This is a genomic window from Kribbella sp. NPDC023855 (genome assembly GCF_040639475.1).
Taxonomy (GTDB): domain Bacteria; phylum Actinomycetota; class Actinomycetes; order Propionibacteriales; family Kribbellaceae; genus Kribbella.
Genome location: NZ_JBFAAA010000001.1, coordinates 428,530 through 445,371, shown reverse-complemented (window position 1 = coordinate 445,371; position 16,842 = coordinate 428,530). Strand labels below are relative to the sequence as shown.

Here is a 16,842-nt window from a genome sequence, read left to right as displayed (position 1 = left end):
TGGTGATCAAGCGGTTACGAAGGCTTGACGGGCGAGTGAGGGGCTCGGAACAATCCGAGGCGGCGGAAAGCGGTTGCCAACCCGTCCGCCACACCTCAGCCCCGCCCCGCCCAGCACTCCGCCCGCCCACTTCTCGGAGGCCCCTATGTCCACTCTTCGACGGCGCACTGCCGCCACGCTGCTCTCCCTAACAATGCTCGGCGCAGCGGCGCCAACGGCATCCCAGGCGGCCGGTCTGGCGGAGCAGCGAGAGCGGGCGGCCGAGAGTGCGAATGCCGACTGCGGCACCGGCACCTACCACGCAGAAGTGACCCTCAGCGGCAGCACCTGGACGGCGAAGAACGGCGGCACGACCACCTACACCGGCACCAGCATGGCCAGCGCGATGCAGACGGCGATCAACCGCCTGACCGCGGGCCGCACCTCCAAGCAGCGCGTAGTAGTCCGAGGCTCGGGCACGATCAGCAAGGACGCCCGGGTGTCGCTAGCGAGCTACACCACCATCGACATCTGCGGCACGATCAACGTCACCGGCTCGGGCACAGGCGACAAGGCCCCGATCTACGCCCGCAACGTCAACGACATCGAAGTACAGCACCTGACCATGACCGGTGCGCCGCTGTACGGCGTCTTCATGCGCAACGTCACGAACGTCGTCATCGGCCAGGTGGACATGCGGCTGTCCGGCGGGCTCGGCATCCGGATCGACAACCGCGGTGACACCACCCGCTGGACGAAGAATGTGCGCATCGACAACGTGTACGTCTCCGGCACCGGCACCCACGGCGTCGAGACTTATGGAGTCGACGGACTCACCATCGGTACCGTCACCGCCCGCAATACCCACGACTCCGGCCTGTTGCTCAACCAGACCATCAACGCCACCGTCGGGACGGTCGACGCCGACGGTGCCGGCGCCGGCACCGGGTACGCCGCGTTCCGGATGGCCAACCGCAACGGCCGGGTCGGCTCCAACTACCCGACCAACATCCGCGTCGGCACGGTCATCGCGCGCGGTGGCGGTCGGGGCGTCTTCTGCGTCTCGGAGAGCGGCGGCGCCGTCATCGACCGGGTGACGATCTCGAACACCGGCAACAACGCCATCCTGGTCGAGAACTGCTACAACGTGAACATCGCGGCCGTGGGCGGCACCGTCACCGGCGGCGGGGAGATCCGGCTGGCCGCCCGCACCGAGTTCCCCAACAACCGCGACATCACGATCCAGAACCTCACCGTCCGGAACTCCCGGGTGACCGAGAACCCCTGCGGAACGAACACCACCTTCCGCGCCATCACCCTCGACAACAGCACGATGAACGTCTGCTAGCTCCGACGCCGACGCCGGACCGCGCCCGCCTCAGGCGCGGTCCTCGATGCCTACCTCAGCCACGGTCCTCGATGTCGCCTTCGGTCTCCAGTACTGCGGTGCGCAGCGTCTCGAGGGCCTCGGCACTCGGCTCGGACCACAGTCCACGCTGGGCCGCTTCGAGCAGCCGCTCGGCGATCCCGTGCCGGGCCCACGGGTTCGACTTGCGGAAGAACTCCGCGATCTCCGGGTTCGCGACGTACTCCGTGGTGAGCGTCTCGTACATCCAGTCGTCGACCACGCCGGCCGTCGCGTCGTATCCGAACAGGTAGTCCACCGTCGCCGCCATCTCGAAGGCGCCCTTGTACCCGTGCCGCTGCATCGCCGCCATCCAGCGCGGGTTCACCACCCGGGCCCGGAAGACGCGCTTGGTCTCCTCCTCCAGCGTCCGGGTCTTCACCTGAGCCGGTACTGCGGAGTCGCCGATGTACGCCTTCGGGTTGGAGCCGGTCAGGTGCCGGACCATCGCGACCATGCCACCGTGGTACTGGAAGTAGTCGTCGGAATCCATGATGTCGTGCTCGCGGGTGTCCGCGTTCTTGGCCGCGACCTGGATCCGCGCGTAGGCCCGTTCCATCGACGGCCGGGCCTCGGCGCCGTCGAGACCCTTGCCGTACGCGTACCCGCCCCAGACGGCGTACACCTCGGCGAGTTCCGCGTCGGTCCGCCAGTTCCGCGCGTCCACGAGCGGCAGCAGCCCCGCGCCGTACGAGCCGGGCTTGGAGCCGAAGACTCGAGCGGTCGACGAGCGCAAGTCATTGCCCGCAGCAACATCCGCGTCGACGTGTGCGCGCAGGTAGTTGCTGTTGGCATCTTCGTCGAGCGCGGCCACGGTACGGACGGCTTCGTCGAGGAGTGAGACGACATGCGGGAAGGCGTCGCGGAAGAAGCCCGAGATGCGGATCGTCACGTCGACCCGCGGCCGGCCGAGTTCCGCCAGCGGGACGACCTCGAACCCCGTCACGCGCCGCGATGCCTCGTCCCAGACCGGGCGGCAGCCCAGCAGCCAGAGCACCTCGGCGAGGTCGTCGCCCTGGGTGCGCATCGCGGACGTGCCCCAGATGGTGAGGCCGACCGATCGCGGCCACTCCCCCGTCTCGGACTTGTGCCTGGCCAGCAACGAATCGGCCAGTGCAACACCGACGTCCCAAGCGTTGCGGCTCGGGATCGCCTTCGGGTCAACCGCGTAGAAGTTCCTGCCCGTCGGCAGGACGTTCACCAGACCGCGAGTCGGCGACCCCGACGGGCCCGCTTCGACGAAACGGCCGTCCAGGGCACGCAGTACGTTGGTCAGCTCGTCGCCGGTTCGCGCGAGCCGTGGTACGACCTCGTCGGCGGCGAATTGCAACGACGCCTGGACCTGCGGCGCCTCGCGACCGAGCACCTCTGCAATGACGACAGGCACCTTGCCTGCGTCCCACGAGAGGGTCTCCATGCCCACAACGAGCTTGCGGGCAACGGCTTCCAGCAGGTCAACGCCGTCTGCGCCGCTCACGGCCGGAAGATCCGCCAGGGTCGCCAGGTCGGCCAGCTCCGGTACTGCGGCTCCTGGGTCCGCCAGCATCGCGGCCTCGTCGACTCCGAAGGTCTTGGCGAGTGCTGCCCGCAGACCGGGTACTGCGCCCGAGACGCCGCCCCACATCTGCTGCGCACGCAGTACGGCGAGAACCAGGTTGACCCGCGCCTCGCCGGCCGGTCTGCCGCCGAGGATGTGCAGCCCGTCGCGGATCTGCACGTCCTTGATCTCGCAGAGGTAGCCGTCGAGGTGCAGGACGAACTCGTCGAACTCCTCATCCTCCGGCTTCTCCGACGTGTGCAGGTCGTGATGCAACTGAGCCGCCTGGATCAAGGTCCAGATCTGCGCGCGCAGGGTCGGCACCTTGTCGGGGTCGAGCGCCGAGACGGTCGCGTACTCGTCGAGCAGGTACTCCAGCTTGGCCATGTCGCCGTACGTCTCGGCCCGCGCCATCGGCGGTACGAGGTGGTCGACGATGACGGCATGCCCGCGACGCTTGGCCTGCGTGCCCTCGCCCGGGTCGTTGACGATGAACGGGTAGACGAGCGGAAGGTTGCCCAGTACTGCGTCCGGCGCGCAGTCGGCCGCCATGCCGATGCCCTTGCCCGGCAGCCATTCGAGCGTGCCGTGCTTGCCGAGGTGAACGACGGCGTGGGCGCCGAAACCGCCTTCTTCCTCGGGCGCTTCCAGCCAGCGGTACGCCGCGAGGTAGTGGTGCGAGGGCGCCATGTCCGGGTCGTGGTAGATCGCGACCGGGTTCTCACCGAATCCGCGGGGCGGCTGGATCATCAGTACTACGTTGCCGAACTGGAGTGCGGCCAGGGCGATCGCAGGTTCCGGGCCGGACTGGTCGACGTACAGGGAACCCGGCGCCTCGCCCCACGCCTCGATCATTGCCTGCTGCAACGTCTCTGGAGTCTTGCTGAACCACTTGGCGTAGGTGGAGAGCGGGATCTTCGCGACAGCGCCTTCGAGCTGGTCGTCGGTGAGCCAGTCGACGTCGTGACCGCCGGCCGCGATGAGCCGGTGGATCAGGCCGTCGGCGCCATCCGCGCCCTGGAGGTCGTCGAGGTTGAGGTCCGGACCGAGGTCGTATCCGGCGTCCTTGAGTTGGCCGAGCAGGACGACGGCTGAAGCCGGGGTGTCCAGACCGACCGCGTTGCCGATGCGCGCGTGCTTGGTCGGGTACGACGAGAGGACCAGCGCGAGCTTCTTGTCCTTGGGCTCGACGTGCCGGAGCTTCGCCTGGGCGACCGCGATGCCGGCGAGACGGGCGCACCGCTCCTCGTCGGGCGCGTAGCTGGCGATGCCCTCGGCGTCGTACGCCTTGAACGAGAACGGGATCGTGATCAGTCGGCCGTCGAACTCCGGGATCGCGACCTGGGTGGCCGCGTCGAGCGGGCTGATCGCGGCGTCACTCTCGAGCCACTGTTCACGGGTCGACGTGAGTGCGAGCCCTTGGATCAGGGGGATGTCGAGTGCGGCGAGCGCGCCCGCGTCCCAGGAGTCGTCGCCACCGGCCGTTGCGTTGGAGGCGACCGTGCCGCCTGCGGCGAGGAGAGTGGTGACCAGGACGTCGCATTCGCGGAGGTGCCGGAAGAGCTCCGCGTTGTCCTCGTGGGTGGGGTCGAGGCCGCGCAGCGTTCCGCAGTACACGGGGAGGGGTTGTGCGCCCGCCTTTTCGATGGCGTCTGCCAACGCATCGACGAAGGCGGTGTTGCCGGAGATCTCGTGCGCGCGGTAGTAGACGATGCCGACCACTGGGCGGTTGTCTTTGGTGTAGGTCCTGCCCGCTCTCAGCCCGTACGTCGGGAGCGTTTTGGGCGGGTCGAACGCGTCGCCGGTGAGCAGGAGGGTGTCTTTGAGGAAGCCGGCCAGGTTGCCGAGGTTCTCCGAGCCGCCCTCGCGTAGGTAGCCGAGCGCTTCGGTCACGGCACCCGCGGGGACGGTCGAGAGCGACATGAGTTCGGCGTCCGGCGCCGCCTCGCCGCTGAGCACGACGGTGGGGATGCCTGAGGCGATGACCGCGTCGAGACCTTCCTCCCAGGCGCGGCGACCGCCGAGCAGGCGGATCACTGCGACCTCTACGCCGTCAAGCAGCGTCGGGAGGTCCGCCAGGTCGACGCGGGCGGGGTTGGCGACCTTCCAGCCTGCCTGCGCCTGCGAGGCGGCCAGCAGATCGGTGTCGGCAGTGGAGAGCAGCAAAAGGTTCGCGGGCACGCGCGGCCGGTCCTTCCTCGGGGTGTCCACGCCCCAGGTGGCAGGTACGACAGCAGCAGTTCCTGACTCCCACGCAAGCGCGGTCACAGTGGCGGGACCGTCCCGGACTCACACCGGGTTCCTGCTCAAGCCGTCGATGACGCCGCTGACTCTAGCCGACAGATCCCGCAGGTACTCCCCCACGGTCGCCCTCCCGCTCCCTCCTCCGTCACTCGCTCCGGACGACCTCCCACCCACCCTTGGGTCAGACTCCGGCGATCGCAGGCGGGTGGCACCGTCGCAGGCGCGAGCCGTCATGGGTGGAGTACTAGCCCGGAGTCGGGTTCACTCGTCAGCTACTGGACTGTGTCTGACCAGCCGCCGACGGGTGATGATCCGCTCGAAGCGTTGATCGTTCGGTTGGCGGCGGCGTACGGGGATCCGGGGTTGCTCAAGTTCCATCTCGACGATGTCGGCGCGGCCGCGGGACGAGCCGCCGGGTTGGTTGACCCGGCTCTCCGGGTGAGCACGCAAGACATGGTGCTGACCGCAGGCGTGGACCCTGCACCACCTCGACCTAATCGCCAACCTCCCGGACGCTCCGCAGCCGCCCGAGGAATCCCTCTCTTGCGCCCGGAAGATGCTGGAACAAATCGCCGGCGCACCATTCCCGAAGAGCCTCTCCGACCGCGACACACTCCTAATCGGAACCGGCCGCCGCACCCCGACCGACCCGGAACAAGCCGCCTTGGACCGACTAGCCAGCCGCCTCCCGATGATCCTCAGCTGACCCTCGCCAGAGCTGGACTCTTTGCGCCCAGCCACCGCGCACATCAACCTCGGAGGCTGGGGGGCATTGGTAGGGCGTATTTGGTGGATAGGAAGGTTGTTTGGGCGAAGAGGGTGGCTTGTTTGGCTACGTCGCCTAGGACGTAGGCGTTGGTGCCCGCGCCGGCGACTACCGAGATGACGGGGATCGCCTTGGTGACCTTTTCGACGGGGACGTGGCGGCCGTGGGCGAACTGTTTCATCAGTTTTTCGACGGCTGCCATGAGCTTCTGGTCTTCCCGAAGTTTCTTGCTCCACTTCGTGCGACCTAGGCCCGCATTGAAGGCCGACGATGCCTCGTACATGGTGGCGGCCTTTGTGGTCTGTTCCTTGTACGCGCGCAGCACCATCCGGTCGACGAGGTGTCGCTGATCAGGGTCCATGGCATCGAAGCCGTACGCGTACGCGACCCGAGTGGCGATCGCCGTACTGAGGACCTGCATGACCACCACGTCGAGGGTGATCGCGGCGACACCGCCGGCAAACGGTACGAGCGCCAACGCGCCGAGGGTGCCGCCCTCGGCGGCGCCGATGGTTCGCCAGCGGAGGGCCATCCGGCGAGTGAGGTCGTCGAGCTGCTTCAGGTCGAGCGCTCGCAGGTCCGCCAAGGTCGACACGTCATGCCCTTTGGACCTGTGGTGCGCCAGCACGGTCTCGGGGTCCATGAGTTCGGCCGTCCACTCGGTGGCGAGCTCCAGCAGATGGACGGCACTCTTCACGACTGGAACAAGCGCTCCGTCGAACGCCAGCTCGGCGGTGTCCTTGACGCGTTGTGGTGTGACGTCGGTCAGCACTCGCCCGGCCTTCGTTGCCGCCCCACGCGCCGAACTCCCGACCGCGTTCATCGCAGAGCGAGCCTTGGGCGGGAGCAGCGAGTTGGGCTGGGACTTCTTCAACCAGTGCTCCTGCAGTTCCTCCCACCGTTTGCGCTCGTACTCCGACATCTCCTGCGGCAGCCCGTCGAGTTCCCTCACGGCGACGAGACTAGCGCCGACCCCGACCCCCCGTGCCGCCGTGCGCGTGGTCACCAAATGGCTAGCCCGCTGGGGCAGTCTGGAGGAAGGTCCAGTGGTGTCCTTCTGGGTCTGTGGCTGTGTAGGAGCGGTAGCCGTGTTGGGTGATCTGCTTGACGATGGTTGCGCCATTCGCACTACTGCGGGTGTAGTGCGCGTCGAGGTCGTCGACGTAGACCCAGACAGCGTGGTCGACCGGGCGTGGGCCGGCGGGTCGTTCTTTCTGTTCGAAGAGCAGGACCATTGAGGTACCGACCCGGAGCTCCGTCCAGGCGGGGTGATTGGCGTCGGCGGGGATCTGCGACGAGGACTCCAGGCCGAACGCCGTCTGCAGCCAACTGGCCGCGGCGGTCGGGTCTTCGTAGTACAGGGCGACGCCGAGGCGGTCGAGTTCGCGGGGTTTCTGCAGGTTTGAGACGCGGTCGGCGAACCAGGGGATGACGCTCTCCCAGAAGTAGAACGCCTTCTCGCCGCCCTGCACCAGGGACTGCTCGACGCTCACCCGAGTGCCGCCGTCGAACGGCTCGAAGCGGATCTCCGTCTCGGTGTCGTCCACCGAACTGCGATAGGCCAGTACTGCGCCTGGCTCCCACTCGGTGATCCGGCCGAGCTCGAGGACGTCCTCGTCGACGCCTTCGCCGCCACGCCGGTAGATCTCCAGGATCCGCCCGCCCACGCCGGGCTCGATCTCCATCCCGATCGCGCGGGAGGCGTCGAAGAAGTTGATCGGCCCGCGGACCCACCACAGGTCGATCTCGGCGGTGAACACCCGGAACGCCGTCGCTGGATCGACCGCCACCTCGACGGATGCTGACGCGGATTGCTTCGTCACGATGTCTCCTCCCGCTCGATGTGCTTCTTGAAGGCCCCCAACTGCTCCTGCCAGTGCGCCTGAACCTGATCAAGCCACGCCTGTACTGCGACCACCGGCTCCTGCCGCAGCCGGAAGATCCGCACTCGCGCATCGTCCGGAACCCGCTCGTCGGTGATCAGCTCGGCCGACAACAAGATCCGCAGATGCCGGCTCATCGCCGGTGCCGACGTACCAGTCGCCGCGGCCAGCCGGCCGGCCCGCTGCGGTCCCTCCCCCAGCAGCCGCACGACCTGCCGCCGCGTCGGATCAGCCAGTACTTCGAAGAAGCGATCCACGTCGTCTGCCATGAGGCAATAGTTACACGCATCGTTAACTATTCACAAGCAGTGAACCGATCTGGCAGGAGGGCGGCGGGTCAGGCGAGGACGAAGTACCGCAGCCACAGGTACGGCGCGGCGACCGCGATGGTGATCGCGGTGATCACCACGCCCTTGCGGGTGAACTCCCAGAACGTGATCGGCGACCCGGCCCGGAGCGCCAATCCGATCACCACCACGTTCGCGCTCGCACCCACCGCGGTCGCGTTGCCGCCGAAGTCCGCGCCGATCGCCAGTGCCCACCAGAGGGCTTCGGCCTGGCCCGGGTCGGGGATGCCTTTGGTCAGCTCGAGCACGACGGGGCTCATCGTCGCGACGTACGGGATGTTGTCCACAATCCCTGACAGCACGGCCGACACGACCAGGATCAGCATCACCGCCAGCAGCGCGTTGCCCTCGGTCAGCTCGCCGACCTGCGCGGCGAGATCCCCGATCACCCCGGTCTTGACCAAAGCGCCGACCATGACGAACAGCCCGGCGAAGAACAGCAACGTCTGCCACTCGACGCTGCTCATGTAGTCCCTGGTCGCCACGCCCGAGATCAGCACCAGCACACCAGCACCCAGCAACGCCACGACCGACGGCTCGACCCCCAGCACCGACCGCCCGACAAAACCGACGAACACCGCCAGCAGCACGACGCCGCACTTGATCAGCAGGCCCCGGTCCTCGATCGCCTCCCGCTCGTTCAGCCGCATCACGTTGTCCACCCGCGCCGCATCGACGGCGAACGAGCCCTTGAACAACCACGGGACGACGAGAGTGAAGACGATCAGTTCGATCACGACCAGCGGGGTCATGTGGACCAGGAAGTCGTTGAAGGTCAGGCCCGACCGGCTGGCGATGATGATGTTCGGCGGGTCACCGATCAGGGTCGCGGCGCCACCGATGTTCGACGCGAACACCTCCGCGATCAGAAACGGCACCGGATTGATGCCCAGCCGGTCACACACCAGCAAGGTGACCGGCGCGATCAGCAGCACCGTGGTGACATTGTCCAAGAACGCCGACGCCACCGCGGTGATCAACGTCAGCAAAATCATCACCCGCAACGGCGAACCCTTGGCCCGCTTGGCCGCCCAGATCGCGATGTACTCGAAAACCCCGGTACGCCGCAGAATCCCGACAATCACCATCATCCCGAACAATAGAAAGATGACGTCCCAATCCACACCCGTCTCGTGCGAATAGAACGCGTGCTCGGAATCCGTCACGCCCAACGCCAGCAGAATCGCCGCACCCCCGAGGGCGGCCAGCAACTTGTGGGTCCACTCGGTGGCGATCAGCACATAGGCAGCCACGAACACCACGACCGCGAGCACCGCCATCAGAGACCGGCCATCGCTGGACGCTGCGGAACCTGACGAGCGCTCATCGGCACACGACCTTTCGGGACGTCGACAACCAGCCCGAGTCCGAACGGACCCAGGCATTGCCGACCAGACTTCCCGGCGCTCCGGCGCCAACCTTTCCTCATTCCGGTGCCAGGAGCAAATAACCCGCCGTACCGGTGGCGGCGGTCGTAGTACGGGTCAGCGGCGGACCAGTTGGACGTGGGTGGCGGCGGGCGAGCTGACCTGCTCGGCGACCCGGTACTGCGTGAGCGCGCCCTCCAGGTTGTCGAAGAGGCGCACGCCGGCGCCGGCGAGGATCGGGACGATCACCACGTGCAGTTCGTCGATGAGGCCGGCGCGAAGATACTCCTGGACCGTCGTCGCACCGCCGGCGATCACCACATCCTGGCCGGCGGCCGCTTCGAAGGCCCGCTCGAGCACTTTGTCGGCCGGCTCGTCGGTGAAGTGGAAGGTCGTACCGCCCTCCATCGGGATCGACGGGCGCAGGTGATGCGTGCGGACGAAGGTGTCGTGGTGGTAGGGCGGGTTGGGTCCCCACCAGCCCGTCCACGACTCGTCTTCCCACGGTCCGCGATGCGGGCTGAACATGTTGCGGCCCATGATCGTGGCGCCGACGTTCTGGTCCCAGCGCTTGAGGTAGTCGCTGTCGAGTCCGGTCGCGTCCTCCTCCATCGCCGCGAACATCCAATCGTGCAGCCCTCCCATCCCGTCCCCGAACGGCGCGTCCAGGCGCTGGTTCGGGCCGGTCGCGAACCCGTCCAAGGTGATCGTGAAGTTGTGGACCCGTACCTTCGCCATGATGCTGTCTCCTGACTGGTTCTGTGCGCTTTCACCACCAGGTCGGAACCATCCGGGCGACTTTGACATCCCCTGGCGGCGATTTATCCGGTGGACAGTGCCCGGCGGGGTTCAGCAGGCTTCACATCATGACAAGCAGCGAAGTTTGGGACGAGGACACGGCGATCCGGTACGACGCGTCGTCGGCCGAGATGTTCGGACCGGAGGTGCTCGATCCGACCATCGACTTCCTGGCGGAGCTGGCTGGGCCGGGCGGCTCGGCATTGGAGTTCGCGGTTGGTACGGGCCGCGTGGCCATCCCACTCGCGGCGCACGGCGTACGCGTGACGGGGATCGAGCTGTCCGAACCGATGGCGGCGCAGTTGAGGCAGAAGGTCGACGAGGCGACGCTGCCCGTCGTACTGGGCGACATGGCAACGACCCGGGTGCCTGGTGAGTTCGACCTGGTCTACTTGGTTTTCAACACGATCTCGAACCTTCGCACCCAGGCGGAGCAGGTCGAGTGCTTCCGCAACGCGGCCCGCCACCTCAAGCCGGGCGGCCGCTTCGTGATCGAACTCTGGGTGCCGGCCATCCGCCGGATGCCACCGGGGCAGTCCGTAGTACCGATGAGCATGGGCGAGTACGGACACCTGATCTTCGACACGTACGACCTGGCAACGCAGGAGTGCACGTCACACCACTACTTCCACGAGGCCGACGGCACGACACGCTACGGCTCCGGAAACTTCCGCTACATCTGGCCGGCCGAATGCGACCTGATGGCACAACTAGCCGGCCTGACCTTCGAATCCCGCCACGCCAACTGGCACCGCGCCCCATTCACCACCGACAGCGGCAGCCACGTCTCGGTCTGGCAAAAGCCTGACTGAACGCCGGTCCACGCGCCGAACAGGACCAGTGCCTTCACTCAGCGGGCGACGAAGGCAGCGCGGGAACCCCATCCACCACCGACACCACCCCACACCGGCCGCGCCTACGCCTTCACTCAAGCGGGCGACGAAGGAGCCCGCGCACCGGGCGGGCGGGAGCGCCGACGCGGTGAGCGACGCAGGAGCGAACAGCGGAGGCAGCGCGGGAAACCAACCCCACACGCACATCACCTCACGCCGCTGCGTGGGGGGATTTCAGTGGGATGCGTAGTGGGCTGCTAGTAGGTCTCGGCCCCAGTCGTTGCGGAGGTCTCGCCAGACTGAGTGGATGTGGTTGGCGTTGTCCTGGGTGTTGTCGTACTCGGCGAGGAACGTCGGCCCGGCGATCGAGTAGTAGTGGCCGCCGCCTGGCTCCGTTGCACCCGCCCACGCGAAGGTCAGGCGCTCGATGCCGTGCTCCGTGATGTCCTGCCACGTCTGCAAACCGATCGGGCCGGCGGCTCGGCCGATGTACTGGCCGATCAGCAGGCTGAAGAGTTGGCGCTGCTCGGGTTTCAGCTCGCCGTACGGGAGACCGCGCAGCAGCACCTTCGGGTCCGCGATCGGGTCGAAGCGGGTGAGGATGTCGTCCGGTGCTTTCTCGGACACGATGGCGAGCTCACGCTGCCCGGCTTCCAGCGAGTTCAGGAACTCGAAGCCCAGGTCCTGCTCAGCAGCCAGCGTCCGCAGTCCTTTGTGCGGCCCGGACAGCACCGTCGCCGGCTCCGCGCCGAAGAACTGCGGTGTGAAGCCGACCGCACCGGCCACAAACGTGACATGCAAGGCCACGTGGTGCCCGTTGATCCGCCACGCCCACGGATCGAAGCCGGACGGATCGCCGAGGAACCGGAGGAAGTAGCGCTGCTCGGAACCGAGATCGACCGTTGAGCCCGGCTCGGACTGAGGCAGCGATCGCCGGATCGCCTCGGTGAACATCACCGCGCGCGCGTCCGCCAGGCCGCGCTCGCTCAAAGCGATCTCGAGCAACCGAAGGGCAAGCCGGCGCTGTTCGACGGACAATTCCCCCAGCGTCACGCCGGGGCGGTCGCCGGGCAGGTACGTCCAGGTCTGGTGGTCAGGCGTGTCGAAGGGCGCCGTCATCTTGGCGCGCAGCTCCGGGCTCAGCGCGGCCAGCAACTCAACAGCTGCATCGCGGGATTGTTCTACAACCATGCCGATCGCTCCCGTTCCGTGGGTTCGTACTGGGTCCATTGCTCGAACGGACGGTCCAGCTTGTAACGGTAGTCGGGCTGCCGCAGCAGGACCCGGGTCTCGGCGTTGCCCGGATTGCGCAGCGTCTCGAAGAACCTCACCGACCAGTGGAACCACCGCATGCAGAAAAGCCGCATCGTCAGCCCGTGGGAGACCAGCAGCACGTTCCGCGGCGAGTCAGGCGTCTCGAAGTCGCGATGCATGGTCTCCAGGAAGCTCGACACCCGGTCGTACACGTCGGAGCCCGACTCGCCGTGCGTGAACCGGTAGAAGAAATGCCCGTACGAGTTCCGCAGCGCCTCCTGCCGGACGATGTCCTCGGTGTCCTGGAAGTTCGCCCAGTCCTGCTCGCGCAGCCGCGGCTCCTCCCGCGCGATCCCGATCAGATCGTCCAGCCCGAGCGATTCGAGCGTCTGCAAGGCCCGCAGGTACGGCGAGACGTAGACCCGCACGGGCTCGCCCTCAAAGAGTTCGCGCAATTTCTTGCCGGCCTCGGCCGCCTGCTCGTGCCCGTACGCCGTGAGCGGCACGGCATGGTCCGGGGTCGTCTCGTACACCCGCTTGTCCAGGTTCGCCGAGGACTCTCCATGCCGGATCAACGCGATCCGCAGCGGCCGACGACTCAAATCCATGTCCGCTCCCCCGTCACGACCGAGCCGCCCGAAACACTCGCCCGGACCGCGGACGCATCGCCAGGATTGCCGCGACAGCAACGGCGGCGTAGGAGACACGCCGAGCCAACGACGCAGTACGCCGGATGTCGCCGACTCCCGGCGGAAGCCCATCCCCAAGCGTCCCGCGATCCTCGACCTCGTCGCCGTACGTGTTCGTCCCACCCAACCGCAGATCCAGCGCCCCCGCGAACGACGCCTCGACCGGCCCCGCATTCGGGCTCGGATGCCGCCCCGCATCACGACGCCAGATCCGCCACGACTCCCCCAACCGCCCAGACACCAGCCCAGTCAGTACTGCGCAAGCCCGCGCCGGCCCCAGATTCGCCAGATCGTCCAGTCGCGCCGATGCCCAGCCGAAGTTCCGGTACTGCGCGGACTTGTAGCCAACCATCGCGTCCAGCGTGTTCACCGCGCGATAGCCCAGCAACCCAGGAATCCCCAGCAACCCACCCCACACCAACGGCGCGACAGTCGCATCCGAAGTGTTCTCCGCCACGGACTCGACAGTCGCCCGAGCCAACTCGTCCGCGGACAGCTCCGTCGCATCTCGACTGCACAGATAGCCGAGCCGCCCTCGCGCCGCCTCGAGATCCTTGGCCTCGAGAAACGCCGCCATCACCTCAGCCTCGCGCTCCAGACTCCGCCCACCGAGCACGGCCCACGTCGCGGCCGCCGTCAACACAGTCCGCGCCACCGGCCGACCACTCGTCAGCCGCTCGGCAACCACCCCAGCCGCCACGACCGACCCGATGAGCACCCCCGCGTACGCCGTACCGGCCGCGCGCGAATCGGAGTACAGCCTGTTCTCGAGTCGCCCCGCGACCTGGCCGAAACCCGCCACCGGGTGGAAGCGGCGCGGGTCGCCCAGCCAGCGATCGGCCGCGAACCCGAGGAGGACACCGGGCACTTGCGCTCTGGACACCTCGCGAAGTCTGCCAGGCCCGGAAAGTTCAACGATGGTCGCAGTGTGGAAGGGTGACGATCATGGGAATCGCAGACCTTCTCCGCGGGGTGGCGGGGCGCGGCGAGTTCGGTATCTGGCTGGGGCGGCTCGACGGGATCGCGGTGTTCAGCCACCAGGCGGAGCGCACGCACTATGCCGCGAGCACGATGAAACTACCGGTCGCGATCGCGATGATGCGCAAGGTGGAGGCCGGCGAGCTCGCGCTCGACCAGCCGGTCACCGTGCACAACGACTTCGCGTCGGCGGCGGGCGGCCGGTTCGGCGTGAACCCGGCCGAGGACGAGGCGCCAGCCACCTGGGCCAGAATGGGTGAGCAGGTCGAGCTCGGCTGGCTGGCGACCGAGATGATCACGAACTCGAGCAACCTCGCCACCGATCTCGTCCTCGAACTGACCGGGGTGGACGCGGCGAACGCAGTACTGGCCGAGTACGGCTCCGGCGCGAGCGTGATCCGCCGGGGTATCGACGACACGGCCGCGCAGGCCGCCGGGATCAGCAACCTGATGAGCCCTGCCGACCTCGCCGGCGTCTTGGTTGCTGTCGGCAATGACAAGAGTGCCGAGGGCGACTATGTGCGCGATCTGCTGGCGGCCAACAGCTGGAACGGCGAGATCCCCGCGCTGCTGCCGGCCGGCACCCGGGTCGAGCACAAGAACGGCTGGGATGTCCGCATCCGGCACGACGGCGGCATCGTCCGGCCAGAGGACGCCGAAGCGTTCGTCCTCGTCGCCTGTACGACGTCCGAGCTGCCCGCTCCCGAAGCGCAGAGGCTGATCGCCGAGATCGCCGCCGAGGCCTGGGCTCACCGACACGACTTGGAGGCGATCCGGTGAAGCTCACCACCCACCTGATCTCCGCGCGATTGCACACCCCTTTCGTCACGGCGCTCCGTACTGCGACGCACGCCGACTCGCTGCTGGTCGAGCTCAGCGACGGTTCGCTGAGCGGCTGGGGTGAGGCACCGCAGGTCTGGAAGGTGACCGGCGATTCGCTCGCCGGTGCCCAGGCCTGTGTCGAAGGTCCCATCGCCGCCGCGCTGGACGGTTTGGAACCCGACGACTTCACCGAGGCCCTGCGGCGGATCCAAAGCGCCGCGCAGGGAAACTTCGGCGCCAAAGCGGCCGTGGATGTCGCGCTGCACGATCTGGTGGCGCGCCGGCGCGGGCAGACCTTGCACGGCTTCCTCGGCTCCACGGTCCAGACCGTCCGCACCGACGTGACGTTGTCCGCCGGCGATCCGGAGTCGCTGGCCGCCGCCGCCGAGGCACGGATCGCGGACGGGTTCGACGTACTGAAGGTCAAGGTCGGCACGGGTGACGCGAAATCCGACTTCCACCGGGTACGCCGCGTGCGCGAGGCGATCGGCCCCGATCCCACGCTGCGCCTCGACGCGAACCAAGGCTGGAGCCGGCGCGACGCGGTGAACGCGATCCGGGCGATGGAGGACGCCGGCTGCGACCTCGAACTGGTCGAGCAACCGGTCGTCGCGGCCGATCTGGAGGGAATGGCCTGGGTCACCGACCGGGTCAGTACGCCGATCCTGGCCGACGAGTCCGTTTACGGCGTACGAGACCTGGTCGCGGTGATCCGGCACGGCGCGGCCGACCTGATCAACGTGAAGCTGGCCAAGTGCGGTGGCCTCGGGCCGGCCCGGACCCTGCTGGAGCTCGCGCGTGAGCACGGGCTCGGCGCGATCGTCGGCTCGATGATGGAGAGCCACGTCGGCATCGGCGCGGCGGCCGCGCTCGTCGCGGCGTACCCGACGACCGCGGTCAACGACCTGGACGCTGCCTGGTGGCTGGAGGCGCCGCCGGTCGACGGCGGTGTTCGCTATGAGGGCTCGATCATCCACCTGCCGACCGCGGCTGGACTGGGCGTGACAGGCTTGGCCTCATGAAGTTAGTTTCTTCCAAAGTTCCGGTCAGCACCGTATGGACTTCACCGGATGCTCCCCGTGAGATCGACGCGCCCGCGGTCGCTGCCGAACCCGACGTCGCCGCCTGGGCGAAGTCGATGGACATCGAGACTCGTCTCGGTCTGCACGGCCGCACGCTGACGCAGCTGCTGTACGCCGAGCCGGTGCTCGTGCGCTCCGAGCGCAATGGCTGGTCGGAGATCATCGCGCCGTGGCAACCGTCCTCGGCCGACGACCTCGGCTACCCGGGCTGGGTGCCGTCGAACCACCTCGGCGAGCTGCCGGAAAGCGCCACGTCACCCGTCGCCATCACCGTTCCGACCGCCGAACTGTTCGCGGAGCCGGGCTCGGGGCATCTCGCTGATCTGTCGTTCGCGACGATCATGGCGTCGGTGGACCACGCCGACGGGTTCACCCGCGTCGCCCTTCCCGACGGCGGATCGGGCTGGCTCGCGGACGACGTACTGCGCCCGGTCGACTCCCCGTCCGTACCGGCCGACCGGATCCGGCTCGGTTCACTCTTCCTGGGCCTCGAATACCTCTGGGGCGGTACGTCGAACCACGGGCTGGACTGCTCGGGTCTCATCCACGCCGTCAGCCGGGTGCTCGGTCAACGCGTACCGCGCGACGCTCACGACCAGTGCGCGGCGCTGGAGCACATCCCGACCGAGGAAGCCCGTCCCGGCGACCTGTACTTCTTCGCCCGCCCGGGCAAGGAGGTCCACCACGTTGGTTTTGTCTCGTCGGAAGGCATGCTGCACGCCTCCGAGACCGGCAAAGTCCTGGAAAACGAACCCCTGCTCCCCGCACGCCGCGAAACTCTAGTGGCCGCGGCCCGGTTGTAGTTCTTCAGCTGTCACAAACGACCGGCGCCCGACCCCTTCGAGGGATCGGGCGCCG

The 16,842-nt window shown here is 67.7% G+C and carries 14 protein-coding genes and 1 riboswitch; of the genes, 5 read left to right on the top strand and 9 right to left on the bottom strand.

Translation table 11 applies throughout. The features are described 5' to 3' along the window. The first annotated feature begins 145 nt into the window (after positions 1-145). Positions 146-1,327: a hypothetical protein gene (locus tag AB0F51_RS01995; RefSeq protein WP_360272600.1), complete on the top strand. Its 1,182-nt coding sequence runs from the start codon at positions 146-148 to the stop codon at positions 1,325-1,327. A gap of 55 nt (positions 1,328-1,382) precedes the next feature. Here the strand turns inward: AB0F51_RS01995 and cobN are convergent, their stop codons facing one another. The 6 genes from cobN to AB0F51_RS01965 all read right to left on the bottom strand — a co-directional run bounded on the left by cobN (position 1,383) and on the right by AB0F51_RS01965 (position 10,266). Continuing rightward, on the bottom strand, positions 1,383-5,102 hold the full coding sequence (cobN, locus tag AB0F51_RS01990) for a cobaltochelatase subunit CobN (protein WP_360272597.1): 3,720 nt from the start codon (positions 5,100-5,102) through the stop codon (positions 1,383-1,385). Positions 5,103-5,137: 35 nt separating this feature from the next. Further along, a riboswitch (cobalamin riboswitch) is annotated at positions 5,138-5,265 on the bottom strand. 649 nt (positions 5,266-5,914) lie between these two features. Further along, positions 5,915-6,883 (bottom strand): EcsC family protein, encoded by a 969-nt coding sequence (locus tag AB0F51_RS01985; protein ID WP_360272594.1) that lies wholly within the window; start codon positions 6,881-6,883, stop codon positions 5,915-5,917. Positions 6,884-6,944: 61 nt separating this feature from the next. Next, positions 6,945-7,754 (bottom strand): VOC family protein, encoded by an 810-nt coding sequence (locus tag AB0F51_RS01980; protein ID WP_360272591.1) that lies wholly within the window; start codon positions 7,752-7,754, stop codon positions 6,945-6,947. Further along, positions 7,751-8,083: a metalloregulator ArsR/SmtB family transcription factor gene (locus AB0F51_RS01975; protein ID WP_360272589.1), complete on the bottom strand. Its 333-nt coding sequence runs from the start codon at positions 8,081-8,083 to the stop codon at positions 7,751-7,753. The genes AB0F51_RS01980 and AB0F51_RS01975 overlap by 4 nt, the downstream gene beginning before the upstream one ends. A gap of 68 nt (positions 8,084-8,151) precedes the next feature. Beyond that, positions 8,152-9,546 carry an ArsB/NhaD family transporter gene (locus AB0F51_RS01970; protein ID WP_360272586.1) on the bottom strand — a complete coding sequence of 465 codons (1,395 nt, stop codon included), beginning with the start codon at positions 9,544-9,546 and terminating at the stop codon, positions 8,152-8,154. A 99-nt stretch (positions 9,547-9,645) separates the two neighbouring features. Further along, positions 9,646-10,266: a dihydrofolate reductase family protein gene (locus tag AB0F51_RS01965; protein WP_360272584.1), complete on the bottom strand. Its 621-nt coding sequence runs from the start codon at positions 10,264-10,266 to the stop codon at positions 9,646-9,648. A 128-nt stretch (positions 10,267-10,394) separates the two neighbouring features. Here AB0F51_RS01965 and AB0F51_RS01960 point away from each other — a divergent pair, with 128 nt between their 5' ends. Further along, positions 10,395-11,138 (top strand): class I SAM-dependent methyltransferase, encoded by a 744-nt coding sequence (locus tag AB0F51_RS01960; protein ID WP_360272581.1) that lies wholly within the window; start codon positions 10,395-10,397, stop codon positions 11,136-11,138. Positions 11,139-11,393: 255 nt separating this feature from the next. Here AB0F51_RS01960 and AB0F51_RS01955 read toward each other — a convergent pair whose 3' ends face one another. Genes AB0F51_RS01955 through AB0F51_RS01945 form a run of 3 tightly spaced genes read right to left on the bottom strand, consistent with a single transcriptional unit; the run spans position 11,394 to position 13,985 of the window. Next, positions 11,394-12,350 carry a DUF3500 domain-containing protein gene (locus tag AB0F51_RS01955; RefSeq protein WP_360272578.1) on the bottom strand — a complete coding sequence of 319 codons (957 nt, stop codon included), beginning with the start codon at positions 12,348-12,350 and terminating at the stop codon, positions 11,394-11,396. Continuing rightward, on the bottom strand, positions 12,341-13,021 hold the full coding sequence (locus AB0F51_RS01950) for a phosphoglycerate mutase family protein (protein ID WP_360272575.1): 681 nt from the start codon (positions 13,019-13,021) through the stop codon (positions 12,341-12,343). Before AB0F51_RS01950 ends, AB0F51_RS01955 begins: the two co-directional genes overlap by 10 nt. Positions 13,022-13,034: 13 nt before the next feature. Continuing rightward, on the bottom strand, positions 13,035-13,985 hold the full coding sequence (locus AB0F51_RS01945; protein WP_360272573.1) for a cobalamin biosynthesis protein: 951 nt from the start codon (positions 13,983-13,985) through the stop codon (positions 13,035-13,037). 62 nt (positions 13,986-14,047) lie between these two features. On the opposite strand from AB0F51_RS01945, the gene AB0F51_RS01940 reads away from it, so the two are divergent. From AB0F51_RS01940 to AB0F51_RS01930, 3 genes are read left to right on the top strand one after another with little or no spacing between them, the layout of a single operon-like run. After that, on the top strand, positions 14,048-14,860 hold the full coding sequence (locus AB0F51_RS01940) for a serine hydrolase (RefSeq protein WP_360272570.1): 813 nt from the start codon (positions 14,048-14,050) through the stop codon (positions 14,858-14,860). Next, positions 14,857-15,924: a dipeptide epimerase gene (locus tag AB0F51_RS01935; RefSeq protein WP_360272567.1), complete on the top strand. Its 1,068-nt coding sequence runs from the start codon at positions 14,857-14,859 to the stop codon at positions 15,922-15,924. The genes AB0F51_RS01940 and AB0F51_RS01935 overlap by 4 nt, the downstream gene beginning before the upstream one ends. Next, positions 15,921-16,787, top strand: coding sequence for an NlpC/P60 family protein (locus tag AB0F51_RS01930; RefSeq protein ID WP_360272564.1), 867 nt, complete (start codon positions 15,921-15,923; stop codon positions 16,785-16,787). The genes AB0F51_RS01935 and AB0F51_RS01930 overlap by 4 nt, the downstream gene beginning before the upstream one ends. Positions 16,788-16,842 lie beyond the last annotated feature (55 nt).

Excerpts from the sequence above, each read along its gene's own strand:
- AB0F51_RS01995 (WP_360272600.1), top strand. The coding sequence starts at position 146 with ATGTCCACTCTTCGACGGCGCACTGCCGCCACGCTGCTCTCCCTAACA.
- AB0F51_RS01975 (WP_360272589.1), bottom strand. The coding sequence starts at position 8,083 with ATGGCAGACGACGTGGATCGCTTCTTCGAAGTACTGGCTGATCCGACG.
- AB0F51_RS01970 (WP_360272586.1), bottom strand. The coding sequence starts at position 9,546 with ATGCCTGGGTCCGTTCGGACTCGGGCTGGTTGTCGACGTCCCGAAAGG.
- AB0F51_RS01965 (WP_360272584.1), bottom strand. The coding sequence starts at position 10,266 with ATGGCGAAGGTACGGGTCCACAACTTCACGATCACCTTGGACGGGTTC.
- AB0F51_RS01960 (WP_360272581.1), top strand. The coding sequence starts at position 10,395 with ATGACAAGCAGCGAAGTTTGGGACGAGGACACGGCGATCCGGTACGAC.
- AB0F51_RS01955 (WP_360272578.1), bottom strand. The coding sequence starts at position 12,350 with ATGGTTGTAGAACAATCCCGCGATGCAGCTGTTGAGTTGCTGGCCGCG.
- AB0F51_RS01950 (WP_360272575.1), bottom strand. The coding sequence starts at position 13,021 with ATGGATTTGAGTCGTCGGCCGCTGCGGATCGCGTTGATCCGGCATGGA.
- AB0F51_RS01940 (WP_360272570.1), top strand. The coding sequence starts at position 14,048 with ATGGGAATCGCAGACCTTCTCCGCGGGGTGGCGGGGCGCGGCGAGTTC.
- AB0F51_RS01930 (WP_360272564.1), top strand. The coding sequence starts at position 15,921 with ATGAAGTTAGTTTCTTCCAAAGTTCCGGTCAGCACCGTATGGACTTCA.